This window comes from Nitrospirales bacterium, assembly GCA_031315865.1.
Classification (GTDB): domain Bacteria; phylum Nitrospirota; class Nitrospiria; order Nitrospirales; family UBA8639; genus JAGQKC01.
This window is the reverse complement of the sequence record JALDRJ010000002.1, coordinates 3,223,132-3,248,886: the sequence shown is the minus strand read 5'-3', so window position 1 is coordinate 3,248,886 and position 25,755 is coordinate 3,223,132. Positions and strand designations below refer to the sequence as shown.

General features: G+C 50.3%; 21 protein-coding genes. 6 read left to right on the top strand and 15 right to left on the bottom strand.

Features of this window, described 5'->3' with window-relative positions; all coding sequences use genetic code 11:
- Positions 1-81: 81 nt before the first annotated feature.
- From MRJ96_14780 to MRJ96_14735, 10 genes are all read right to left on the bottom strand, one after another.
- Entirely contained in the window at positions 82-786 is a 705-nt protein-coding gene (locus MRJ96_14780) for a hypothetical protein (GenBank protein MDR4502707.1), read from the bottom strand.
- 490 nt (positions 787-1,276) lie between these two features.
- On the bottom strand, positions 1,277-2,029 hold the full coding sequence (locus MRJ96_14775) for a transglycosylase SLT domain-containing protein (GenBank protein MDR4502706.1): 753 nt from the start codon (positions 2,027-2,029) through the stop codon (positions 1,277-1,279).
- A 284-nt stretch (positions 2,030-2,313) separates the two neighbouring features.
- Positions 2,314-3,684 carry an exopolysaccharide Pel transporter PelG gene (pelG, locus tag MRJ96_14770; GenBank protein ID MDR4502705.1) on the bottom strand — a complete coding sequence of 457 codons (1,371 nt, stop codon included), beginning with the start codon at positions 3,682-3,684 and terminating at the stop codon, positions 2,314-2,316.
- Entirely contained in the window at positions 3,648-5,210 is a 1,563-nt protein-coding gene (gene pelF / locus MRJ96_14765) for a GT4 family glycosyltransferase PelF (protein MDR4502704.1), read from the bottom strand. The genes pelG and pelF overlap by 37 nt, the downstream gene beginning before the upstream one ends.
- Positions 5,211-5,267: 57 nt before the next feature.
- Positions 5,268-6,314, bottom strand: coding sequence for a hypothetical protein (locus MRJ96_14760; protein ID MDR4502703.1), 1,047 nt, complete (start codon positions 6,312-6,314; stop codon positions 5,268-5,270).
- Complete coding sequence (locus MRJ96_14755; GenBank protein ID MDR4502702.1) at positions 6,286-7,635, bottom strand: PelD GGDEF domain-containing protein; 1,350 nt, start codon at positions 7,633-7,635, stop codon at positions 6,286-6,288. Before MRJ96_14755 ends, MRJ96_14760 begins: the two co-directional genes overlap by 29 nt.
- Positions 7,635-8,138 carry a hypothetical protein gene (locus MRJ96_14750; GenBank protein ID MDR4502701.1) on the bottom strand — a complete coding sequence of 168 codons (504 nt, stop codon included), beginning with the start codon at positions 8,136-8,138 and terminating at the stop codon, positions 7,635-7,637. The genes MRJ96_14755 and MRJ96_14750 overlap by 1 nt, the downstream gene beginning before the upstream one ends.
- 37 nt (positions 8,139-8,175) lie before the next feature.
- Entirely contained in the window at positions 8,176-11,982 is a 3,807-nt protein-coding gene (locus tag MRJ96_14745) for a tetratricopeptide repeat protein (protein MDR4502700.1), read from the bottom strand.
- On the bottom strand, positions 11,951-14,740 hold the full coding sequence (locus tag MRJ96_14740; GenBank protein ID MDR4502699.1) for a bifunctional glycoside hydrolase 114/ polysaccharide deacetylase family protein: 2,790 nt from the start codon (positions 14,738-14,740) through the stop codon (positions 11,951-11,953). Before MRJ96_14740 ends, MRJ96_14745 begins: the two co-directional genes overlap by 32 nt.
- Positions 14,741-14,746: 6 nt before the next feature.
- Positions 14,747-15,670, bottom strand: a complete 924-nt coding sequence (locus MRJ96_14735; GenBank protein ID MDR4502698.1) for an NAD-dependent epimerase/dehydratase family protein — start codon at positions 15,668-15,670, stop codon at positions 14,747-14,749.
- A gap of 224 nt (positions 15,671-15,894) precedes the next feature.
- Here MRJ96_14735 and MRJ96_14730 point away from each other — a divergent pair, with 224 nt between their 5' ends.
- The 5 genes from MRJ96_14730 (at position 15,895) to ychF (ending at position 20,077) form a co-directional block, all read left to right on the top strand.
- The gene (locus MRJ96_14730) at positions 15,895-16,569 is read left to right on the top strand and encodes a DUF3386 domain-containing protein (GenBank protein ID MDR4502697.1); all 675 of its coding nucleotides are present in this window, start codon (positions 15,895-15,897) and stop codon (positions 16,567-16,569) included.
- A gap of 74 nt (positions 16,570-16,643) precedes the next feature.
- On the top strand, positions 16,644-17,084 hold the full coding sequence (locus MRJ96_14725) for a DUF5069 domain-containing protein (GenBank protein ID MDR4502696.1): 441 nt from the start codon (positions 16,644-16,646) through the stop codon (positions 17,082-17,084).
- Positions 17,085-17,221: 137 nt separating this feature from the next.
- Positions 17,222-17,602, top strand: a complete 381-nt coding sequence (locus tag MRJ96_14720) for a hypothetical protein (GenBank protein MDR4502695.1) — start codon at positions 17,222-17,224, stop codon at positions 17,600-17,602.
- 194 nt (positions 17,603-17,796) lie between these two features.
- On the top strand, positions 17,797-18,924 hold the full coding sequence (locus tag MRJ96_14715) for a hypothetical protein (GenBank protein ID MDR4502694.1): 1,128 nt from the start codon (positions 17,797-17,799) through the stop codon (positions 18,922-18,924).
- An 82-nt stretch (positions 18,925-19,006) separates the two neighbouring features.
- Positions 19,007-20,077 carry a redox-regulated ATPase YchF gene (gene ychF / locus MRJ96_14710; GenBank protein ID MDR4502693.1) on the top strand — a complete coding sequence of 357 codons (1,071 nt, stop codon included), beginning with the start codon at positions 19,007-19,009 and terminating at the stop codon, positions 20,075-20,077.
- Positions 20,078-20,133: 56 nt separating this feature from the next.
- Here ychF and MRJ96_14705 read toward each other — a convergent pair whose 3' ends face one another.
- Positions 20,134-20,853: a tetratricopeptide repeat protein gene (locus tag MRJ96_14705; GenBank protein ID MDR4502692.1), complete on the bottom strand. Its 720-nt coding sequence runs from the start codon at positions 20,851-20,853 to the stop codon at positions 20,134-20,136.
- Positions 20,854-21,129: 276 nt separating this feature from the next.
- Positions 21,130-21,615: a VanZ family protein gene (locus MRJ96_14700; GenBank protein MDR4502691.1), complete on the bottom strand. Its 486-nt coding sequence runs from the start codon at positions 21,613-21,615 to the stop codon at positions 21,130-21,132.
- Between the two features lie 237 nt (positions 21,616-21,852).
- Here MRJ96_14700 and lpxD point away from each other — a divergent pair, with 237 nt between their 5' ends.
- Complete coding sequence (gene lpxD, locus MRJ96_14695; GenBank protein ID MDR4502690.1) at positions 21,853-22,845, top strand: UDP-3-O-(3-hydroxymyristoyl)glucosamine N-acyltransferase; 993 nt, start codon at positions 21,853-21,855, stop codon at positions 22,843-22,845.
- Between the two features lie 107 nt (positions 22,846-22,952).
- Here lpxD and MRJ96_14690 read toward each other — a convergent pair whose 3' ends face one another.
- The 3 genes from MRJ96_14690 to MRJ96_14680 all read right to left on the bottom strand — a co-directional run bounded on the left by MRJ96_14690 (position 22,953) and on the right by MRJ96_14680 (position 25,715).
- Positions 22,953-23,504: a hypothetical protein gene (locus MRJ96_14690; GenBank protein ID MDR4502689.1), complete on the bottom strand. Its 552-nt coding sequence runs from the start codon at positions 23,502-23,504 to the stop codon at positions 22,953-22,955.
- Positions 23,505-23,691: 187 nt separating this feature from the next.
- Positions 23,692-23,901 carry a DNA gyrase inhibitor YacG gene (gene yacG, locus MRJ96_14685; protein ID MDR4502688.1) on the bottom strand — a complete coding sequence of 70 codons (210 nt, stop codon included), beginning with the start codon at positions 23,899-23,901 and terminating at the stop codon, positions 23,692-23,694.
- A gap of 89 nt (positions 23,902-23,990) precedes the next feature.
- The gene (locus MRJ96_14680) at positions 23,991-25,715 is read right to left on the bottom strand and encodes an ABC transporter ATP-binding protein/permease (GenBank protein ID MDR4502687.1); all 1,725 of its coding nucleotides are present in this window, start codon (positions 25,713-25,715) and stop codon (positions 23,991-23,993) included.
- Positions 25,716-25,755 lie beyond the last annotated feature (40 nt).

Sequence of the window (25,755 nt, the reverse complement as noted above, 5' to 3'; positions counted from 1 at the left end):
GGCGAAATTTTGCCCTTACCCATTCAGTTCGTTGAAAGGGTAAGGGCAATGACGGTTGATAGTTTGTATGTGACAGAAGATTTAGATCTTTCCGTAAGAAAACCGCTTGAAACGTTGCCATCCAACTAAGGCGACCAATCCAGACCCGAATAATAGCCAGGACGTTGGAGTAGGAACCGGTTGAACATTTACATTGAGATCACCCTTGTAATCGTTTAACCAGGCACCCAAAGCCAGGCCTTCCGGTTTCACATGTATTCCTCCGGCGCCGTCACCAAATTGTCCCCATTTAGTCGTAAGAGCTCTATTGTCTCCTAGATTTTTTCCCCATCCAGTTAGCCCATTGTTCATCGTTGTGTCACTCTCAAAAAAGATCCAATCGTCTTTGGGGTTAATTCCATTGTTTGTATAATATAGAGCACTACAATTATCGTTCCAACATCTAGGAGCAGATAATCCAAGGCTTGAAAAATCTACGATTTTCCAATGAAACTCCAGATCAAACCCTGAATCGCCGGCAGAATTTTGAATCCTATCAACAAAGCTCATGGTTCCAGCAGCCTCATTCACCATTAACATGCCAGGATCATCCCCAGTCACATATGTATTGGTATTGCCATTGCTTAGTTTGAGGGTGAATGTCAGCCGTACGTTATTCTTTAAGGAGTCAGTGGTTAAATACTGCATCATGGGCGACACAGGAGCCGCTGACACTAATTGCGTGAACCCTCCTACACCAATACATAAACTCGTCATGAATGTGAGCACCATACGAGATAGTTTCATAACACCGCACCTCCTTGAATGATAAAAATGAATGAAAACAAATAAAAAACGGACTGCATTATGGGGCTCTCTGACTGTTAAAATGTCATTTTTATCGTAAGGCGTTGATCATCAAAACCATCTCGACCAAAATCTAGGGATGTAATCCCTTTTCTTTTCCCTGAGTTGTTCCACCCTGTGTGATTATGGCCATTTATGGGGTGAGGGGGACCCCGGTGGCTACTTGAAGTCGGGCAACTTCAAACTTTCTTTATATCTAGGACAGACAACCGCATGGAGGTTAACCTCAGATGTCTGAGTTTGTCAAGACTTTTGTGTTATTTATTTTTGTTAGAGATGTTTCTCGACTATAACATCATGACTATGCAGAACATGATAATGCCAAATGTTTGCAGAATAAGGTAACGATCAATATCGAATAACGACTGACAAGGGCTGGTGGATTGTCGATGAGAGATGAATAGGAACTGGAAAGAAGAAAAAACGTCGATTACAGTTCAGCGACTTGGCGGGTGTGTTGTTGGTCCATGTACTCAAGGATCTTCCGGTACGCTCTGATGCGTTTGACATATTGGACAGGCTCCCAACCCCGTGCGTATCGATTGGGGAGTGTTTTGTAATACTTCTTTTTCGCCAGAAGCGGTAAGACGGTTTTGATCGAATCCCATTTCCTGTGATCTTTGTTCAAACGCTTTGCTAAAATTTGTGCATCTTTCACATGCCCCATACCGACATTATAAGCCGCGAGGGCGAACAACATCCGATCTTCCGAGTGAACATTTTCAGGGACCTGTTCGTAAAGACGGGCCAGGTATCTTGCTCCACCTGTAATGCTATTTCGAGGATCTAACCGGTTTTCTATTCCCATGTCCGAAGCGGTATCTCGAGTCAACATCATGAGGCCACGAACTCCAGTCGGGCTCTTCGCATTCCGGTTCCAGTGCGATTCTTGATAAGCTTGAGCCGCAAGAAGGATCCAGGATAGGCCGTATTTTCCGCCGGCTTCTTTGAATACTTCCCGGTACATAGGGAGACGGGTCTTAACATGCCGCATGAACTTCTGTTCATCGAATTGGGGTAATTCGGTCGATAATCGCTTGGGCACATGTTCGTGCGAAAGTGATTGTCGTTCCCAGGTTTGTGTTTGCCACAGCAAAACAAGCCCGATGGCCAGGATTACAACCGATCCAAAAACCTTCACCAACTGTCTGGCCGCTGTGACGACAGCTTGACGTTCGTACATGAGTGGTAGCCCAATAAAAACGTTGAGTCGATTCAATTGCGGGGGCTGTATTGTACCTGACTACTCAGGGCAGTTTCTACTCTTTTATCGTCCCACATATCTGCATCGGGCACAAGGACCACTCGACCTAATCAAAAAAAATAGGAATGTTCCTCAACGAACATTCATGGAAACGATTTCCTCTGAGGGAAAATTTTTCCAACGCAGGTGCAAATTTTCATCCTTATGTAGATGGAAACGAGAGCGGGATTTGGCCGGTAAAAAGCCTGAACGTGTGGAGGAAACTATTGAAGCATGAACGTTTCATACTCCAATTTCTGAAGTTTCTTGTCCAGAAGATACATGCCAAACATCACGACTACGAGCAAGGAAATGGCAAACCCATACCCATAATAGGGTAAGCCCATGTACAGTGACCAGGCTGACAGTGTCACGTTCGTGACAAGAAATAAGCTAGAAAGTCCCAATGCAATCAACCGTTTATCAAGATAGAAAAACACATTCATGATGCCTAAAAATAACACTTGCAAACCCGCCGCCACGATATCCACGTAGAGTAGCGATTCATACAGTTCAGAAATTTCGAGCCAGCGAAGAATCGGTGGGCCGATTGCCCATATGAGTAACGAGACGACAAACTGAATTTTCATGATTTCAAAGAGTCCCAGCCGGATCGTGCGGACCATTTCATTTTTGGCATGTTGGATATGACCTAATGTCGCCCCTCCCCGGATCGCGTCATAAAATTCCTGGTACCGCTCGACGAAATCGGTTTCCATGCGGACCAGAAAACTGGCCATTCCCGGTAAAATCGATAAATAGGCTAAAAAAATCGGCAAATCATAGATTGGAGAGTTTCGAATCGGTCCAATCACGATCTGACTGGTTTCCGGATAGTACCAAAATAAGAATTTGTCGACCCAGATGGCCAAGTTATACACCAATCCAAGCCAGATCAAGCTCGTATACATCCGTCCTCTTTTCAAAAAGTCCCAGGCTAATAAGGTTTCCGATGCATAATTGCGTACCGTGAGGGCGAGCATGCCCACCAAAATAAAAAATTGCCCTATAAAGAACCCGAATAACAGCCCCTCCAGTCCGAATGACCGGAAGGCCAATGCCGCTCCGACCGTTAGTCCATAGCCCGAGGCATATAACAGCAATACTGCCTTGTATTCCTTCATGCTTGACAAGAAGATCGTCGCGATCCAGATATTTCCTAACACGACAAAACTGCCGATCATGAGCACCTTGTACAAGAGACTCTGTTCTGGAAACAGCCAGATGATCAGTCCCGTGGCTCCGACTCCGCACACGATCGTGACCAGGCAGAGGACCCCGTGAAAGTTGCTTAAGACTAAATCGTCTCGCTTTTCATATAGACGATCGGCGACATATCGTGTGAACGATGTTTGCAAACATCCAGTCAAGATGAGACTCAAAGCGATGAGGTACGTGACCGAGAGTTGAAACTGGATAATCAGCGTTTCCGGCGCCACGACCGATAGGCTCATGACACCAATCACCAGGATGCCGATGATAGAGAGAATCCATGGCCCGGAACTGATCACACCCGCATACGCATAGGCTTTGAGTAGCGACCAGTAACTATCTTTTTTTAAGATCTTGCGGAGCTCAAAGCCAATGCCTGCCATGTTTCGAGGGCCTTTGCGTAAATAGAACGGTAGTGATCGATCATCTGTCTTTGTGTGTAGAAAGATTCGACCCGTGTGATGCCGGCTTTCTGCGCGGCGCGCCAGGCATCCGTATCCGTTAAAAGAGATAACGCCGCTTCGGCTAAGGCGGTCGGATTTGCCATGCTGACGACGGCTCCGGCGCGGCCGGCTTGATCTTTCAAGATGCCTTCCCCTTCGATCAGCTGGCGACAAGCGCCGACATCCGTCGTGACGGCGGGTACGCCAGCCGCAAATCCTTCGAGTACAACTAAGGGAAGGGCTTCACTGATGGAGCTCAGGATCAGTAGGCCGATCTGTGGTAACAGTTCATGAACGTTCTGGAATCCCATAAACCTGACATGTTGAGTGAGTCCCAAGCTTTCCGTGAGATGTTTACAATCCTGGACATAGTCCTTGTCTTCATCCTCAGGACCGGCGATCCAGCCTTGAGCTTCGGGCATACGGTTGACCACCGTTCGCATGGCCCGGATAAATGTCTTGACGTCTTTGATGGGAACCACGCGACCGATGAGACAAAGAATGGGAGGGGGATGTGATGGGCGAGAAGCTCGAAGCGGTTCGAATCGTTCCACCGGAATCCCGTTCGGGATGGTCAGTGTGCGCCGTTCATCCGCACCATCATGAATCTGACGTTGGCGATTCACTTCATACAGGGAAATGATGGGATTGGCTGCGTCGTAGCAGAGCGTCCCCAGAATCTCAAAAAACCGAATCCAGAGCTGTTGAAAATAGCCAAGATGATCGGCGCGTTTTTCAATCAATGACCGGTTATCGCGAAAGGACGTCATTTGAAAGAGATCGATTCGACGTTCCTTTGTATAAATTCCATGTTCAGAGAGGATAAGTGGGCGTCCGGTTCGATGATGCAGTAAGGCTCCAAGAAATCCCGCATAGCCTGTGGAGACCGTATGATAGACTTTGGCTGGTATCAGACTGGCCGCCACCTTCCCTAACATCCAGATCGGTTCATGCATCTTTCGGACTGTCCAGAAAAAATCGACAAAGGATGGGTCGGTGCAATGTCTGCGATAGGTCTGGCACAGGAAATCCCAGGCAGGTTCGCTATACAAAAATTGCTCCTGCAATGCTTCAGGGCATGTGGTCAGCAATGCCAGCATCTGTTGCGTGAGATCGACGGCATGAGGGCATGATTCTGGCGCTCTCATCGCTGTATGAAGTTCATCGATAAAACGGAATACGTGCGTGTCCCCTTCAACCGGTTTGATTGGGGGTTGATCATGATTCGCGTGGACATAATGAGCTTCGAGATGTACCACGTGCTCGGGTAAGACGTAGCGCATGTCGCCATATTCACCCGGATGACCGCCGATGAACACCAGCCCAAACCGGAATTCCGGAAATGCTTGAATGATTTGGTGAACCCAACTCGATACGCCGCCACTCACGTAGGGATAAGTCCCTTCGAGCAGGAGGGCGATGTCGACTTCATCGGCTTGCGGCGAGGTCATCTTCTTATCAATCAAGCACGGATATCCTGGCCAATAAGCGGTCGGTGGAAAACTCTTGCGACATGAACATAGTTAAACCCTTGCCGAGTGGCTGTCGGGATGTGACGAGAGGACCATGGTCTCAGGAGCAGGCGTTGGCATCGAAGTCCAGTATCGTATCACGGGTTTTAATACCGGGACTTCTGACAACCTCTGTCCCCGCTGAAACAGTCCGGACAATTCTGAGAAATCCTTGCGCAAAAAAGCGAGCTCGGCTAAATAGGGAAGCACGCGCGTATCTGGAATACCGTGGTCACGGGCGTTGGTGAATGCCGTGTGCGCTTCCTCACTCCTATGCGCACGAAGTAAAATCTGTCCCTTCAAGGCCCACATGCCTGCATCGGATGGACGTGCGGTTAGGACCACCGTATTGTAATATTCGGCCTTGCCCAGGGCATACAGTAAGATATCGCCTTCAACGACATCTTTGTAGACCAGTTCCCAGTATGCATAGGCCAATTCGCGTGCATGGGTTAGCTTCTCCTGGTTCTCCCTGCACTGTTGATACCATTCTAGTTCGCGGTTGATCCGTTCATTGATCGACTTTTCTTTCTTGTCGAGAATGCCAAACGCCACGAGTCGAACATCATCGGTTTGATCCTGTAAGGCTTGACGTACCGTGGAGCGAATCTGATGCGTCTCAAACCCTTGAAGTTTCCCCAATGCATCTAATCGCGCTTCCGTGCGAAGAGCTGCCGTTTGAAATCGTGAATGAAGATCTCCTCGCCCATATTGACTGAAATCCAAATTGCCCGTTCCGGAAAAATAAGAGTCAGGCAGTTCTTGAATCTGGGCGTGGTCTTTTTTCACGGTGGTGAAATGTGTCAGAAGCACGAGCGCGAGAACGCCAATCGCTCCGAGCATCGGAATAAACAACGACAGGACCGTGAAAAACAGGATGACGACTATTGGATTGCGCCGGTACGTCCGCGGAAGACTGTCCCATCCCAACAGCCCCACGGCGATACTTGTCAGGCCATGGAGAAGGAGCAGTCCTTTCCAATCTCCGTGGTATTGCTCGTGGAAGAGAAGGAGGGGAAGGACGCCGCCTTCAAGCAACACCGCTAAGCACAGAAACATTCTTGCGATCATAATTTCCGACGATCAAATCTTGAACAATGGTGGAAGGATTCGGTTCGTGTAAACTTCGAACACTGACCTGGATCTCTGCCTCCTCAAACCCTTTGCCGAAACGTTCACGCAGGAGCTGTTGAATACGGGCGAGGTAGCCTTCAATCGCCGCATCATCAGAGAAGGGAAGCAGGATACAAAGACGACGAGTTTCTTCATGGCGCATGTCCCAGGCGACATCTAAGCCTCGCGTATGGTGAAGAATATGAAAGACGATTTCTTCCCGCATCGTCGGGCCATTCACGTCAAACACGACGACCCGGCTATCGAGGCCCAGTTCATATTGCAAATGGACTAATCGTGGCAATTCGCGGGCGAACGTGACGGGACAGTCGGGAAATGCTTCAAGGATGGGGCGTGCAAGCACAGCCGTTTGAAACCCGTCGGCGAAGTAATTCAAGAAAATCTTTAACATGCGCAAACTCTCTTCGTGGAGGTTTAAGAAACGCATGCGCTCGACCACCAACCAGCCAACGATCAATCCTGTGCTCGCCATCGCCGGAGCGGCGATCAGGTACTGGGTGTTCAAGACGGAGACCGATCCGTCCATCATGACATGAGAAAATGCTTTGCTGGTTCTGGCATGATGGACTAATGGATCATCGCTGGCGAGCGGTCCCATCGCTCCGACCGTAGCCATCGGTCTGCCTTCGAGGTTCGGTTCGATCGATCGAAAGAGCCCGGCCATTTCCAATTGGAAAAATTGCGTCAACAGTTGGATGAGGCGTTCCGCCGCCGCCACAGGAACTTCCTCGTCGCCTTCCCGTAACATGCCACGCAAACGTTTCAAGGCATCGCGAAGCGTCAAGGGTTGACTGACTAAATGTTCTTCGAGACGATGATGAGAAACCCCGAGTAAATGGTACGCACGGGCAGTTTCCTGTAAACGTTGATCCAGATAATCGTTCCGTTCTTCCATCTGTTTGAGGTACATGTTCCACCGACTCCCGAATTCTCCGCTAATCGCGATAAACAGGACGCCTCCAATGATGTAGACTTTGGGGATGGCAGCATCGGCAAGATGGCCGAGTCGCATTTCAAGAAATAGGGCGCTCAAAATTATGCCTGAAGACAACAAGCCCGCCCACGTTCCATACCGCAGCGCCAAAAGCAGGGTAATGAGCCAAATCCAAGGAAATGCGGTCGTGATGAGAAACGGATCACCCGGCGAGAACCAATGATTGGCTGCCAAGACGACACCGGTTAAGACACAGGTTTCCACCCATTGCCATGGTTTCGGGACGGCTCGTAAATGAAAAGGAAGGCGCATTAGCTCAACGTGACTTCATCAAGAAGACGCTTGATCAGCTTTTGAGCCACGGCACTGACGGCCTCTCGACTCCAACCGGTTTGACCGCCGACAGCGCTCCACACGACTTGATCGGTCTTCAAGTCGATCAATCGCAGGCTGACGCCGACTGCCGGTTCGCCGTCAATGCCGACTTTGTACCGCCATTCATCGACGGTCCCGGTTATCCCATACCGAATGTTTTGTTTCTTGGCCCAAGCGAGGGCCGAGTCATACAGTTGATGATCGGATCCCAGAACCGACGCCCCATCCTGAAGATTCGATGGATACTGCTGAACTTGTTGCAGCCCCCGGCTATGAAGGAGCGCCGAGGTGATCGATTCGGCGCGCCGGCCGGCTTGTGGCGTTTCGGTGTAGTTCAGGATGGGAAGGAGAGCCCATGATGCCTGTTGATCAAGTATAGGACTCTGGGAATGATCGATGGCCGTACAGCTCACCACAAACAGACACGCTAGACTCATCATGAAGCATCCTGTGTTTTTCATCTTGTCACCCTTGTCGTTAAAACCAACGTTGATATTCCAGGTTCATTTGGGTGGTCTTCGCATTCTGCCCAAACCCACCGCGGATATGACTACCGAACAGCACCAATCGGTCTTGTCCCAGTAACCGGGCTGCCATTCCAGCTTCCACGCTATAGCCAAATCCGTTTGTACTGTTATGGTTCGCTCCGAGTAATCCGAACGGCCGGATTCCTTTGGTATACACATCTCGAATGGAATCGCCGAAGCTGAGATTTATGCCCAACTGGGAAAATTCTCTTGGAACGACGAGATCGGATGTCAGAGGTTGGTTGCCAGGGAATATGGGGCGAATGCTCGCGGGAAGAGTGTTGACTCGCCAATATCGCCGGACATTCCCGGTGACTCGTACGGTTACGTCTGGGTATTCTCGTCGAAGGTGATGGCCAAGCGCGCCTTCGACGCCTAGAGCGTGCCCGAGGGCGTCACGGGATTGCGTGAAAAACCATGGCGCATCCAACTGAAGCGACACAAACTGTCGTTTAGAAAAATAATACAGGCCCTGTCCCCTGATGAAATCCTTGACGCCTCCGACTTGCAACGCAATCGAGTCATCAGCTTTGTAATTGCGCCCAAGCGTGAGGATTGATGAAAAATGGTCGTTCCACGCTTGTTCATACATCATTCCTACACCCCAAAAGTTCGATACTGCGCTTCGTTGAAATCCTGTAAGCCGGAGAAACATGGAAGGACGCCGGTATCCAACGGATGCGCCGATTTGACGATCGACATGGGGGACGCCGGAAAACGCCGAGGCGTCAGTACTCGTTTGCCAGGTAACCGAGGCTTCCGGACGAACCTCCATTCTGCCAAGCTGAATGGGAATGGCTGTCTTCCACGCATAACTCGATAGTGGACGACGATCTTCAAACATGATGCGAGAGGTGATTTGATCGACGGCGAATTTGATAGCTTCCTGATATTGAACATGGGCCACGGTATTGTCTGGGTCGCGACTCATGGAGTCGAAGGCCAGGGTTTGTGCGAGTGTCAGACGGTCGAGACGGCTGGCCGCCTCAATGTTGTCAGATCGTGATAATGTCTTGGTGTGGCGGGTGACGATGGCATGGATCGATTCCCAATCGTTGTCCTCGAGCGCGATGGCGAGTTCCGCCCATCCGGGGGCCGTCATACGGCGTGCATAGTTTTTCCAAAGCCACATCTTGGCCGCGTCGAAGGCTTCTTGTGAGAGCAGCCATGACAGGACTAACTCTTTCATGACGGGCGATGTGCGCGACGTGCGATGGATGTCTTCTTGACGAAAAAGTTCAAGAAGCGCGTCACCCGGGTCTTTGACATTCGCGAGCATGGCGTAGGCTTCTCGCATGTGAGGTGCATGTTCTTCCGGTGGAGTCGTGAGCAGGCGTTGACGCACGCCAAGCCATGCATGTTGACGAACCTTCCACGCTAATGCCGTGTAGGATGAGGCTTCCAACGCGCTGGCATAATTGAGGAGCCAGAGGTAATCATGCTGGTTGTGTTTCAGTTGACGGACGAAATAGGGAAGCGCCGGTTTGGGACGATCAAGGACCATGTAGGCAGCCGCCATCGCTCCCCAGAGGCGTGGGTCCTGTTCGGCCATGTCCCGCCAATCGTTGACAGATAATTCCAGCTCCACCCGGTCGTTCTGATCGATAAGGAACCATAAAAAGGCTTCTTTGATCTCACTGGATTCAGGATTGAGCGCTAAGGCTCGTTGATAGGCGTGAAGACCTTCCTCTGGCTGCCCCATTTTAGCCATGACTTCAGCGCGGATGACCCAATACCGTTCGTTCTGAGCGACCAGTTTTTCCTCCCAGGGCAGTAATCCGTTCAAGATCGCTTGAATTTCTTGGTGCTTTTTCTCTTGTAACAACAAATCCAAGGCTTGAAGTAAAAACCTGGGACTATGGGTATTCCTCCATCCCGCCAAGCCGATATCGATCGCTTCAAACGGTCTGCTTTGCCGGGCTAACAGAATCAACCGCTCTTGGCCTGTCGCTGATAATTCCCGGTGAGTCCACAACTGGCGATACGCATCTTCCGCCTGTTGATCTTCTTCCAGCGTCCAGGCCACATGCCCTAATAGTTTCCAAAAGTCCAGATCATTCGGCTGAGCCAGGCTCATGTCCTGTCGCAACACGTCGTAGGCGCCACGCAAGTCACCACGACGGACGAGCAGGTTAGCCTGCTCCATTGCCCACCGGATATTTTTCCCGTACAGGTTTTCCAAGATGCGATAGGACTCGTAAGCCTGATCGTTTTTCCCCATCCGCCGGTACAGGACGGCGATGGCCTCAAGGAGGGGGCGAGCGGGTGATTGTTGGTTGAGGTGAGTGAGATACGCGATGGCCTGCTTTGGTTGTCCCTCTCGTTCAAATGCATCGATTAGCCTATGCCATTCTTCATCAGACAAGGAGCGAATTTTCCCTAGCCCCAACAATGAAAAAATTACCTGCGCGTCATTCCACGCACCGGGGGCTAAACGAAGAATTTGCTCAAACGATGCGATACTTGGGTTTCGCTCGGCCATGAATCGCCATTGTGCAAGTGCGACATCCTGCCGACCAGTCCATTCCGCGACCTGTGCCAACCGTTTTCTCCACGTCAATCGTTGAGGGGCTTGCTGGACAGCCGCCTGCGCGAGAGCAAAGGCATCCTGAAGGTTCTGATTCTCGAGGAAAACGGTATAGGCCAGCGAATAAATTCGATCATCGAATGGACGCAGCGCGGGATGTTGATGGGATGGCTGGCTGTTCGTAAGCCATCGATACTCACGGCGTCCGTATGTTGTCCTCCAACGTTCTGTTCGGGAGTCCATGTGCATATTTGAAGCGGTTGGAGCGAAGATCCATGAATGCGTTGCTTCCTGACTTTTGGGTTCATATCTTGTGGGGATCACATGTCCAGTAGTAGGGACGAATGCAATCCGCAGGAGGTCTTTTACGTATTTTTGAGCAAACGCACCATTCCCAGCCGCTCGACCAAGCGCGATTAAAAACAACAATATTTCTTCATCCTGGTTCACGTCTTCCAGATGCGTTTGAGCTTGCTGAATGGCCTCTGCCAAAAAATTTCCCGCTTGCAGGACTTTAAGTGCTGCCATGTAATAGGCTTTTTTCTCTTGCTGGGTTTGTGCATAACGCAGTGCGGAAAAATACAAGGATGCAGCCTGTTTATAGGCACTTCGTTCCAATGCCAGTCCGGCTGCCTTAGCAAACCACGCCGACGATTGAGGCTCAGATTGCGTCCCCAGCCGTTCATACAGCATTTGCGCAAGCTCAGGCTCTCCGATTAATTGCGCCGACTGCGCAAGTTGAGTCAGGACTTTTGTCTGGAGTGAATGCCCGGAAGAGATCATCACGTGAATCTGGTCCCGAAGTTGTCCCATACCATTCTGGCGTTGGAGAGATCCTTCCGGAAGCGCCAGAGTTCGAATCTTTTGCAGGCGTAGTGCAAGCAATCGTGCCTTGAGCCATACATCATCCTGAGTACTGTCCAAAAGTTGCGTCAATGTTGTCTGCGCCTGAGTGATCTGTCCGACTTCCAAATAATGATGCGCAAGAAGCAAACGAAGATCGGCATCATCCGGCCTGGCCCGAAGTAGGTTCTCCAAAAAAAACGTGCTCACAGTAGAAGCCTGGTTTGCCTGGGCGACCTGATTGAAAATCCGTTGCTTCGGGAATAACGTCATGAGGACGAAGACGATTCCAACAGCGAATAACAAGATAGACCATAGTGAAAACAACCGTTCCTTGGATTGGCGATCCGATTGCCTAAGAACATGTAAGGCTGATGGGTTTTTCACGTCGTTGTTCAACAAAAAGGTTGAATACTTTCCCTTCTTGTCGGTTTTTTACGCGTGTTCCCTTAGTCAATACCTGACAATGTTTGGTATTCCCGAGTGAGACCACCAGGGGGAGATAGGACTTGATCGTGAGGTGAATGCTTTCATTGGTTCTCGCCCATGCCAATATTTCCCCATTGGTTTCGCGAAGATATGGTAGCGCAGCTGGCTTGGGGCTGAATTGAATAATGCTCTCATTCGGATCGTTGAGATGAATATATCGATGAGATTCATGATCAGAATATCCAGTTACTCCTACGCTTTTTGACAGGTCCGGGTATCCGGCGGATATGGGCACGCGTAGCTCGCGCAACTGCTGTGCTCCTCGAATGTTCCAAGTCTCACCGGCCTTTGCGACGACGACACGGTTGAAATCATGGATTCGTTGGATATAGTCGGACGCGTAAATGGGATTAATCTTTTGAGACAACGCCCAACGATAGACACGGTGCAAGGCGTTGAGTGAAGCCTTTTTACTCCCTGAATAGGTGTGAAAATAGATGTTAATGGGTTTCAATCTCCTGGGGCGGTCGGTGAGTTCAAAGGTTTCGATCACGCGTTCAAAACCGTAGAAAGGCCCCGTCCATCTATGGGTATACAAATTTTCATTCTGATTCGGAGCATAGATCTGAAAATGCTCCCCTTTCTTGATTCCGAATGCGGTGACCGCGGTGAGTGACTTATTCTCCTTCGTCATGATCGTGTCCCCGCCATTCATATTGCCAACCTGCATCTCGTAAGTGAGGCCTACGGCTTCTTCGTCCGGGTCACAATCCCCGGTCCATAAAAACACCTGAACACGTTTGTTTGGGGGGGCCAGATGGGCATTGATGTACTCGATAGACCCTTGAATTTCACGACTCAAACTTTCCGGTCCGTACACGTAGTTCGGAATGTTGAGATTGTAATCTCCCGGTCGGTTTGGCCCGGATATCACAAATTCCCTCCAATTCAGAGGGTGAGAATATGAATGGCTGGCTATTTCCACATGATCCAAGGCAAACATCGCCCGGACCGTCTTTTCAAACCGTTTGCTGATGTTTGGATAGAGACCGGTCGATCCGACTTCGCCTTCGATCACTGAAACCGTCGTCGGAATACGATACTTCTGCAATATTTCCCGGTAGAGCACTTCTCCGGCATAGAAGTTTCCCGGAAATTCCGCGAGGCTAGGAAATCCATCGCCATCGATGTGAGTCAATAATATCCGGCGACCGTTATGCGTGGTGGTGTCGGGTACGGGCATTGACGGCAAGCGTAACGTGTCTTGCAGAAACTGTATGGGATCAAAGACCCAGCGAGAATGCTCGAGGCCTGGAAGTTGAATCACGGTATAGGGGGACAGAGCATATCCACCCCATGGCGTGATGGAGATGACGTCTTGCTGTTGCCCGCTTTCGGTTTCCACTTGAAGGATTGTCATTCCTTCTTTGGTCGTGATCGGGACAAACTCTCGTCGCTTCGGTATCGGTTGAATCTCGTACCCGATGCGTGGATCTTTGATCGAAAATCGTACGTTCCCCGTCGGCTGCCGTGTCGTTCCGAGCTGAAGTTGAAATGCTGAAAGGAATCGCTCCTCCAGAGGAAGGCCAAATGAATCAAACATCACGATTGGAAGACCCTGCTCTTTCTGACGCAACAGCCAGTGATAGAGTCTTTGGCTCCATGGATGTCGGTCTCCTGAAACCCACAGGACAATCCCTGCGTATCGACCGATGAGTGGCGAATCGGGTAAGGACGATCGTACGTCTCGATGTTCTGGGATATATCCCAGATGGTTTAACGGAAAATCCAGAAACCGGTGAAGGTCGCTGTGCTCCGGATCGGGATCGTGCGCGCCATCGAACAAGGTCAGGACTTTTCTTGGCATGACCTCCAGGGCTCCGATACCCATCATGTCCAGTTGAGGCGTACTCACCCAAGGGATAATCCCAAGATGTTGAATGTGTCGGGCAACGTTTCTGGCGGCCTGCCGCTGATGCGGCGGGAGATAATCGATGGCGATGACTGGCAGTTGATAGGTTCGTTGAACGTTCAGCAATTGCTCGAGCAACCATTGACGATCTACTTCTGAGACTTCAATGTACCGGGCGCGACCCTGATCCCAGCCACGAAACAATGATTCAGCGGCCACGGCGAATGTGTGTTCGGCCACGGTAGGTAGAATTTCAAACCCTCGATTGAGAATGAGTTTGACTTCTGGATACCTGCCTTTGATCGATTGAATGACCTTGGCAAGACCATGTTCCTGTTGCGCTTTCTGTTCAGGCGTGTGTGCGACGAGATGATACGAATCAAGGGTGTCCAGAAAAAATCCTCGGTACCCTTGTTTCCACAGAGGCCCGATAATCCGATCTGCCGCAAACGAGGCCCATTCGTTTTGTCGTTGATCGATAATCGAAGAATCCCACTGTGTATTGCTTCCTAACACCCAACTGTCCGGGATTTCCCGGGCGTAGCTGCGTGAAGGCGTAAATTCCCCCAAACTGACGTAGGCAAACAATTCGCTGTTTGATGATCGATAGGCTTGCGGGTCATACCCATGATCAGGTTCTACCACCACGACATCGAAGGCCTTCAACTCATCGAGGGGGGCATGATTTCCGTAATAGAAGGCGACGCTTGGATCAGCCCCCAGAGCCAAATGATTGGGAAGACTCAGCAGGCCAAGCAGGCACAAGACATGACCCAATGTACGAGCGTATGAACGGATTCCCATGATTCGTTATTCAGCTGAATTCACGTGATCCCAGAGGAGTCTCAGTCCTGTCTCAAACGGGGTTGCACACGGCATTTTTAATGTCAGAGCTAACTTCTCGACATGGGATGCAGAATGTGGGATATCTCCGGACTTCGCATCTTGATAAACAACCGGGACTTCATAGCCAATAACGTTGAACAGCGCTTGAATCATTTCAAGGAGGCTTCGACTCGTCCCTGTGGCGACATGACAAACTCCCGTTGTTTCTGCCTGGAGAGCCTGGACATTGCACTGAGCGACATCTTTCACGAATACGAAATCACGAGTCTGTTTCCCGTCTCCAAACACGGTGAGGGCACGTCGGTGTCGCATGTTGTCCATAAATTTGCTGATGACACCGGCATAGGGAGACCGGGGATCCTGACGAGGTCCATACACATTGAAATATCGAAGCCCAAGCGTTGAGCGACCAAACAGCGCATGAAAAAGTCCGGCATATTGATCATTAACACTCTTTTCAAGGCCATAGGGAGAAATCGGCGCGACTGGATCGTCTTCGGAGAGTGGCAGACGATGAGGATGTCCGTATACGGCGGCGCTCGAGGCATAGACGATTCGGTGAATTCCTTGTGCTTTCGCGGCTTGCAACAGGTTGACGAAACCCTGAATATTGATCCCGCAAGATTTGGTCGGATCATTGATGGAATCCTGCACCGAAACTTGAGCGGCCAAGTGCAAGATATGGGTGATATCGGACAACGCATTTTCAATGTCGGCCAAGTTCTGTATGTCTCCGTGACAAACCTCCAGCGACGAGTTGCTAGGCAAATTTTTCCGGGTTCCGGTTGAAAAATTGTCCAAAACTCGCACTGAGGCTCCAGCATTCAATAAGGCTTCAACCGAGTGCGAACCGATAAACCCCGCCCCTCCTGTCACGAGAACATGCATCTGGCATTTGCCCTCCTACGCGTGATCTCGCAATTGGGGTGCCAAATGTTCGTGCGTTTCTGGTCATTTCACGCGATCGTGCACAATCGGATGATTTGAGTGTTCCGATTGACGCCGCGCCGGTCAGTTGTTCATGAGAAAGCCGTTTCTCTATAATGGGCTACGAGTACTAACGATCCCGATACGCATTATTTATCTCCTATTGAATGAAGGGAATGAGCGTCATGGAAATGTATACGCGAGAAGAAAACGAAACCACAGTTCAAGATGATCCGAAAGCCAAAGACCTGCTTCGTGGAGCGTTTAATAAGACCGCGCGATGGCAACCTGATTTTTCGGGCTTCGAGGCTGATTTACGTATCAATGTCGATGGAGTCGAGACCAAAGGGGTTGTGACCGTGAAAGGGCCCAAAGACGTCACGGTCAATATTGATGATGAAGAACTGAAGAAATGGGCTGAAAATCAGATCGGGATGATTGCCGTCCATCGCGGCCCCCGTAACTTTGAGGAATCCGACGGGAAATACGCGCTCACGCTGGATGGGGATGATCATCATCCTTTGGGGCAACGGGTGACCATTCATGGAGATGGGATGGGGTCGTGGTACCGGGTCAAAGATAATCGCATCACGCAGATCAATCGCAAAATGCCCTATGTCGCGTTTACGATCAATGTGGAAGACAGTGCCATCACAGAAGATCAGAAGTATCTGACGACTCGGTATACGGTCTACTATTTTTCTCCGAAGGATGGTTCCTTGAAGAATGTCGAGAGCTTTTCGGATACTCATGTGCGCGTGGGAGCCTCTGATCTTCCCGCCACACGGCGCATTATTTCGTATGAAAATAATGCCATCGTGACGAAGACGTTAACGTTCGAAAATCACCACATGCTGTGATCGTTTTTTGAGGAGTGGGAGTGTAGAGTCTCGATACCGCTCCCACTTCTCATGCTTGCGTTCCCCTGCTTTCCATGGACCTTCGCACACAGTTTCCCCGTAGTCTCAGAGACCGATTAGGGCCCTATGTCCATCTGGGTCGAATGATCGATAAATGCCGGGCTCACGTGATAGGCGTGTTAGGTGAGTATCGTTATCCTTGTCCTCTCGATGCCTTTCTGCTCGAGTTCATAGGCATCAATGCAGAAGATTTTCTTCACGCCGTTCGAGAACGAACAGATCAAGAAGTTCTCCAGTGGGTTCAGACTCACGGAACGAAACGATCAGAGCCTGAAATCCATGAATGGAATACCAGGATGCTCAATCGAGGCCCCGATACTCCAGAAAAATGGGACTATTTTCTCGAAATTCGGAACGCGGTGGATTCGACGCGTCAAGACGTCGTCACCTGGGCGGATCTTCTGGATTTAGAGGAAGGACGAACCGTTTCTCTCCGTAGCGAACGTGGAAATTAACGAACACGCGATACTTCTCCATGTCCAATTGCAATGGTTCTAGTGCCCCTTTCTGTAAACGCCGGTCCGGTTTTTTGATTGTTATCCTATCTCTCGTGATTTGGATATGCTTTGCGTTCGAAAGGCATTCGCTACTCTTGGCGGAAACATCTTCCCTGCCGTCATCGAATGACCTGTATTTTTCCGGGAACGATTCGACAACCACGCAGATGTTTACCTTAAAAGATGGGTGGGAGGTCAGGTGGGAGACCGACTCTCCTTCATTTCAGCTATCGGCCTATGGCGTCGCGGACTTGTATGAAGGAAACCTGAGTCAAACAGAACAGGTTCTTCGATCGTTTGAAATGTATGAACCGATCATTCTGGCGAACTCAGCGGACTCTTCCGGGACGGCGTTTCATCCTTTAGGGGGGACATTTTATCTGAAAATCATCGCGTCCGGCCCCTGGACTATCCACCTCAAACAGGTCAAGCGCACCAAAGATTACCTCGATGTTCCCTATACCGGCGCGCCTTGACATGAACGACTAAACATTCTGTCTGTATCTTCTTCTATACGATGAGTGCTCCTCGAAACTTCTGGGCCGTGTCGATGTTACTCGCCCTCTGTGTGCTGTCGTTTGGTTGTCACGTTCAGAGAACCTCAAAAGACGCACCATCTGTTCATCCACCATCGGCAATTATTTTCATCCCAGGATACTATGGTACGAAGTTGGCTCGTGATTCGGATGATTCCGTTGTGTGGGTGTCAGCCAGTGAATTGCTCTTCGGTCAACAACCATTAACGCTCCCTGTTGACGATCTGAAACTCACCGACACTATCAACTTACATGCGACCGAGGTGCTCGAAACCGTTCCGGTCATTCCCCTCCTGTATGAAGTCGATGTCTACCGGTCGATCCTGGACCGGCTACGCGGCATCGAGGATCTGCCTGGCTCAGTGATCCCGTTGGCGTATGACTGGCGGAAAGATTTGATGGATGCCGTGCGGAGCCTCGATGCGCTCATCCTTCAACTGCAAGCCCAGGGCACGAAAAAAATCTCGGTCGTGGCGCATAGCCTGGGGGGGCTGATCCTGAGCTATTATCTTCGATACGGAAATCAGGATCCAAATACCGCAATCGAGACCTGGGAAGGAGCGCAAAGAGTTTCTTCTGCCGTGATGATCGGCGTGCCGTTTCAAGGCGTGATGAATTCGTTTCGCAACATGAATTATGGGGTGACCGCGAAGCTAAATACTTCCCTTCTGACTGCTGAAGCCTATTCTTCCTTCCCTTCGAGTTACTTTACCTTACCGATTCTAAAGGGAGACCGTTTGCTCACCACTGACCTCAACAGACTCCCTCACATGATCAGGGTTTCCTCAAACTGGAAAGCCTACGGATGGGGATTGCTGAATCACCAAAAGAATCTTCCGCCAACCGTTATCGAACATCGGGCAGAATACATGACCCATTGGCTCGATCGTTCACGGCGGTTTTTGGAACTGCTCAACGTCCCCAAGTCTGGTTCGAGTCCTTCCTCCCCTCCTCTCCTGTACATGTACGGCCAGGGTTTCCGTACCTTGGATCATGGAGTCTTAATAGAGAAGGACACGGAAGACTGTCTGTGTTTGTACTTTGACAATGATAAGCAGGCCCAGGTCATTCCATCCATCGATCCCGATCGGCTGTATGAAGATGGCGATGAAACAGTCACGGTTCGCTCCGCAGCCCTTCCAGACGCTTTTCGAGGGGTGTTTCATACGACCATGTCCGCCTATCATGTAAGCCATACCGAGCTGGTTAAGAATGACGAAATCCTAGAAGCTCTTACCTCATTTCTCCGTGCTCCTCTATGAGCCAAACAGAATGTCAAAGCCTGTGCATAGGCCTTTTGGCTTAAGGATTCATCCCTGAGGTTTCTGATAAGGTCTGTTCCCTATGGAAATTGGTATCGTGGGACTTCCCAATGTGGGCAAGTCCACCATTTTTAATGCATTAACGTCCGGCACGGCGGCAGCCTCGAACTATCCCTTTACGACGATCGAACCCAATGTCGGCGTCGTTGGAGTTCCAGATGCTCGCCTTGCTCGTCTTACGGAAATTTTTCAACCCCAAAAGACCATTCCGGCGTCCTGCCGGTTTGTCGACATCGCGGGGCTGGTCAAGGGCGCAGCGCAGGGTGAAGGTTTAGGGAATAAGTTTCTGGCGAACATTCGCGAGGTCGATGCCATTCTGCATATGGTTCGGCTCTTTGAAGATTCCGAAGTCGTGCACACGATGGGAGGAGTCGACCCTCAACGCGACATTGAAATCATCGAAACAGAACTCATGCTGGCCGACTTGGATAGTCTCACGCGTCAGTATGACAAAGTGTCAGGAAAGGCACGCGCGGGGGATAAGGCATCGAAAGAAACGCTCGAAATTCTGGATACGCTCAAGAGCGGACTCGAAGCGGGCCGGCCCGCGCGAGCATTAGGCCTGGCTCCTGAGATCCTCAAACCCTATTTTCTGTTAACAGCACAACCGATGCTCTACGTCGGGAATACGGATGAATCGCCTGACGCATCCGTGATTTCAGACTTCCAGGCTTTTACCGAAAATCGCGGTTCCAAATCGGTCGTGCTCTGTGGGAAATTAGAGAGCGAGATCGCTGAATTATCTGGTGAAGATCGGGCCTTATTCATGAAAGATCTTGGGATGGAATGCAGCGGGCTCGAAAAAGTCATCGTGGCCGCCTACGCGACGTTGGGATTGACTTCCTACTTTACCGGCGGTCCCTCGGAGGTACGGGCCTGGACCATCCCGATAGGCACAAAAGCCCCACAAGCTGCCGGGGTCATTCATTCTGATTTTGAAAGGGGCTTCATTAAGGCGGATATCTATGCCTTTTCAGACATCGATCTGCATGGATCTGAGACCGCTTTACGCGAACGAGGACTTATTCGTTCAGAGGGAAAGGAGTATGAAGTCAAGGACGGAGACGTCTGTCATTTCAAATTCAACGTGTAGTTGAACTTCCGATCCCATTCTTTCTCCCCATTCTTTCAAAGATCATCGTTTGGAACTTATTTGGATTCGCTATAGTTGCCAGGGTTCTCCAGGCCACGACGAGCCCGGCGTTCCAGTTCTTCTGCATCATCTATTCGATTGAGATGACGGAGAAGATTGGCATATTGCATTCGAATCGTTTGTGTCTGATGATGAGCCGGAGCCAGTTCAGCTTCTCCGATTGCTAACGCGCGTTCATAATATCCTTCTGCCCGCCCATATTCTCCTTGCGCCTGGCTCACATGGGCGAGGTCCAGGAGCCCGGGAATAAGGTGTGGATGCGAATTTCCTAAAATGTGCTGAATGATGAATACACTGCGCTGGTAGAGGCGTTCGGCTTGGTCAAAATTCCGCTGCTCTCGGTGAAGAATCGCGAGATTTTTCAGCCCAGGGAGTAAGTCGGGGTGATTCGGGCCCTGAATGCGCTCGACGACCGTGAGCGATTGCTGATAATACAGCTCGGCTTCGTCGTACCGTCCCAGCGCTTCATGAGCGGCTGCCACATTGTTGAGCGTCATCGCTTGACGTGAGTTGGGTTGCTCTTCTTCGGGGATGGTCAGTAACGCTTCTTTGAATAATTGAATAGCCTGCTCGTATTGCTGCGCTTTGTAGGCTTGTAAGCCACTCGTGTTTTTGATTTCCCATTCATCGTGCGTGTTCCCGAGTACATGTTGATGGTCGATGACTGTCAACATGACTATCATGAGAAGAGCGAGTGTCTTGATCACACAACGCATAGCGCTCTTTCGGTTCGGATGTGTAAAGCCAGATAATTTACGATACTAAAAGACGTTAGGTAGGGGCAAATGAGGAAAACAGCGAGGTTATTGCGAATCCAAATGAGTTCCAATTAATGAATACGGCACACTCCGCGTGGTACGACGTTGACACAAGCAGAAGGTGATACCCGCTTGAATGTCCTGACCCACAGGGATGTTTCTTTCGCGTCTTGAAGCGCACAGGCGTACAAGGAAGCGCGGTATGGTTTTGGTATCACTGAAACGGCTATGCGATCATGATTCCAATGCTGAAATTTTCATATACCATTTCCAGGCTGCCACGCCGAGGAAAGATCCGACGGCATCAGCGACGAGGTCCCACACATCGGCATGTCGAAGGGGGACGAACGCCTGATGAATTTCATCCGTGACCCCAAACAGTACAGCCGTCACGATCGCCAACACCGGCGCATACATCGCCAGTCTTTCGACGAATGTCCCAAGATAGGCGCGATAGCACAGCATCGCCAGAATCGCGTATTCAATGGCATGAATGATTTTATCATCGTACCCATAAAAAAGAGACGGGATTTTCATGCCTGTGGATGATAGTGATGACAGGAAGACGATCAGGCCGGCATAGAGTACTACCGGCATCCAGTATGTCATGATCCGAGTCATGGGTAGCTGCTGGCTCAAAAAAGATGGCCGACCGACACTCCTCTCAACTACAGGGAGCATCGTGTTGAATTTGGTTTTGTGCTTTTTTACTCGGCTCAACACCAGTCCTCCTTAACGGTCACTCGCATTCCAAATCATGGAGTTATTATCAGATAATTCCTCATCCGTCTCACTTGACTCAAAGAAGTGGATTGGCTAGTTTCATGTACGTAGCATGCAATCGGTTTCACATTCAAGAAGTGCTCTTTAGAACGGCTCTCCTGAGTCAAAATTCTGTTCAGACCTATGCCGCCCAAACTGAATCCAGGGGTTTGTTTAGATGAGCTAGCGCAATTCGTGCACGGTCGCGTCCAGGGCTCTGGAGAAACCCTGCTTACGGGTGTGGCGAGTCTCGAGCAGGCGCAAGTGGGCGACTTGGCGTTTGTGACAAGTCCGAATCTGTCTTCGCTGGCTCGGCGCTCGCACGCCTCAGCGTTCGTGATTGCTCAGCCATTAGCGGATGAATCCCGGCCTCAACTCATCACCCCCAATCCCCTTTACGCCTTTGCCTGTCTCACGGAGCGTTACTTCCTCACGCGATCGTCCCGGCAAGGCATATCCGAGCACGTGTGCAAGGGCATGGACGTTCATATCGGACCGGAAACATTCATCGGTTCGTTCGTGACTCTCGGTGACCGTGTTCGCGTGGGAGCGCGAGTTACCGTCTATCCTGGTGTGTATATAGGAGATGATGTCGTGATCGGTGACGACTCGATTCTATATCCCAATGTGATCGTCTTGGAAGGATGTTATCTTGGAGCTCGAGTGATCGTTCATGGGAACACCGTGATTGGAAGTGATGGATTTGGCTATGTTCAACATGAAGGACAACACAAGAAAATTCCACAACTGGGAAGTGTTCATATTGAAGATGACGTCGAGCTTGGCGCGAATGTGACGATTGATCGCGCGACATTTGGCGTGACGACGATTAAGCGCGGCACCAAAGTCGATAACCAAGTCCAAATCGCCCACAATGTTCACATTGGGGAACATTGTATTATCGTCGCGCAAGCCGGGATAGCTGGTAGCACGACACTCAATGATCATGTCATGGTTGGGGGACAAGCGGGCATTGTTGATCACCTCACGATCGGTGAGAGAGCCAAGATCGCCGCAGGCACGGGGGTCACGAAGAATATCGAGCCTGGTCAAGCCATCGGTGGTCACATGGGATTCGACTACCGGTCATGGCTCAAATCAGAATCGATATACCAGAGGCTTCCAGAGTTACGAAAAGAAATTCAACGATTGAGCGACCGGCTGACGGCGATCGAGAAGAAAGCCTAACGTTCTAGACAATCGTTGCTGTCTGCCATTGTTAGCAGTCCGGTGCGGTCAAGCAGGTTCTCCTACTCAACCTGTCGGCGTTGGCCTTTCGACGAAATAACTTTCCATTATGCTTTCTGCTTTTTCCCTTTTTTCGCCGGCGGCAGGATAATCCCTTTCCAAAAAAACATCTTGGCCCAGAAGTATCCTGCCCATGGTAGGGCAAACGCGGGAACGGGATGAATGTAGCCAGCGAAAATGGTCACGATAGAAAGACCGATAAAGAGCGTGATCCCCAGGAGATACCAGAGCGGAACGAGCCCCCTTCCTCGATGCTCAACGGGAGACTCCGCCGCAGCCTTCCGGGCCTTTTGCACGGAGCGTTGCGTCGCGGTCCTCATTCGACTGGCAAAAAATGATGGGAATTCCCGTAAGAGAAATTGATGATATTTAGTTTGGGCGAGTCCGACTAAGACGCCAATGATCAGAAGTGCTGAACTTGAGGTGAAGGTTTCCCATGAGTACGTGTCATTCCAGAGTTGAACAAGGAGACCAACCACTCCGATCACCATCGTGATCAAGCCGGTCATCCCAGCAGGAAACAGGATATGTGTACGCACATAATCATGAGCCTTTTCGACTTCCCCTTCGACCTTACGAGCTGTGATAACTTTCGCCATATCGGTTTATCTTTGAATTAATAATGACAAACGAAACAACCGGAGCTGTCTAGCCACCCTATCATAATAAGCCGTCACTCAAACTTCCAGCCTTTCGTCAGTCTAAGGCTGAACCATTTACGTTGGAACGAATGCAGATCGTTTGCGTGCCTTTCAGACGGATTAGTGACGGGTCCTGACTGACGTGTCACGAACGTTCGTCATGTAAATGGTCATATGAGGATGATGGATCGGTGTCCGATGTGTCCTGCTCCATCGACTCATCATCGTCTTGCTGGACTCGATACCGTTCACGTAGCCAACCTTCAAGATCCAGGAGCCGGCATCGCTCAGAGCAAAACGGACGAAAGCGGTTTCCTTCCCACCGTATGGGTTGTTGACAGATCGGACAGTTCATCGATTTATCATCCGTGTCTCGTGAATCGTCGCTGGAAGAGAACCGAGAATAGGATACTGCTCCCCTTCAAGGACAACATATGCAGCCCCTTACACGTAAAACTGGGCTTCGTAAAGGCTTGAATACGGTCCTCCTTTTTCCATGAGTTCATGATGCGATCCTTCCTCAACGATTTTGCCATGATGCAAGACGACGATACGATCGACTTGGTGTAACGTGGATAAGCGATGGGCGATCACGATCGTCGTTCGGCCTTTCATGAGGTTCATGAGCGCTTCTCTGATTTTTACCTCTGTTTCAGTGTCGATGTTGGATGTGGCTTCGTCAAAAATCACCAGAGGTGGATTTTTTAATAGGACTCGCGCGATCGAGACTCGTTGCTTCTGGCCGACGGAAAGTTTGACTCCTCGTTCACCGATCCATGTCTCATATCCGTCAGGGAGCTCCATGATAAATTCATGGGCATGCGATGCTTTGGCCGCGGCCTCGACTTCGGCTTGAGAGGCTTCGAGATTGCCATAGGCAATATTTTCTCGAACGGTCCCATTGAATAAAAACGGCTCTTGTTGGACCAATCCGATTTGGTTTCGCAGGTATTGTACCGGCAAATCTCGAAGATCATACCCATCAATGCGAATTTCTCCCTTGTTGACGTCATACAATCGAAAGAGCAGTTTTATGATCGTGGATTTCCCGGCGCCGCTGTGACCGACGAGGGCAACCTGCTCTCCCGCCGCGATGCTCATTGAGATATCCTTCAAGATCGGCACATCGTCCCGGTAGGCGAATGAAACATCACGAAAGGCAACCGCACCTGCCAAATGAGGAACTGATGGGTGCACACGTGGCCGATCAAGGACATCCGGCTTGAAGTCTAATACTTCGAAGACCCGTTCACCTGCGGCGAGCGCATGTTGGAGCAGATGATTCACAGAATGGATTTGATTGACTGGAGTATAAAATAACACCAGATAGGACAAAAACATCACCAGTTCACCCAACGTCAAGTTGCCTTCCATCACCTGACCGGAGCCATACCAGAGTGTGACAACCGTCCCTAAACTTCCTATGAAAATCATGCTCGGAGAGTATACCGACCAGAGGTACATCGCTTTTAGATTCGATTGACTATAGGCGTGACTTCGTGTCGAGAACCGGTGCTTTTCATAGTCATGCCTGTTGAACCCCATGGTTTCGCGAATGCCCGACAACGCATCTTGTAGATACGCGTTGAGATCGGCGGCGTCTTGACGAATATCGTGATAATACCGATGGACACGCGTAGTAAACTTCGCGCCGGCAAAGATCAAAATCGGGATCGGCAAGAGAACGAGCAAGGCGAGTTTCCAATTCAACGTAAATAGGATGACCGTGATTCCGATCAAGGTGAGCGAGGCCGTCAAGATGCCTTCGAGACCATCGATAAAAATGCGTTCGACATGTTCAGTATCGTTTGTGACGCGGGACATGATTTCTCCGGTTGACCGATTTTCAAAGTAATTCAACGAAAGCCGTTGTAAGGCTGCAAACACTTGCCCACGCAACTCCAAAACGACGCGTTGCTCAAGCGTATTGTTGAACCGGATCCGAAGAGCGTTAAAGAGATTTTTCGACGCATAGGCGAGCAGAAGAGCGAGCAGTATCAACGGGAGTCGAGAAAGGTCATGTTGAGGGATGACCTCGTCGATCACGATCTTAATCAGCCACGGAGGCAACAGATCGAGCCCTGTGGCGAGAGCTGCACAGAGGAATGTGATGATGACGAGTGAGCGATGGGGCGCAAGGTAGGCAACGATACGAACGAGGGATTTCACGAAGGGGTATGGGCTTTTCTTACTTGAAACGATCCAATAA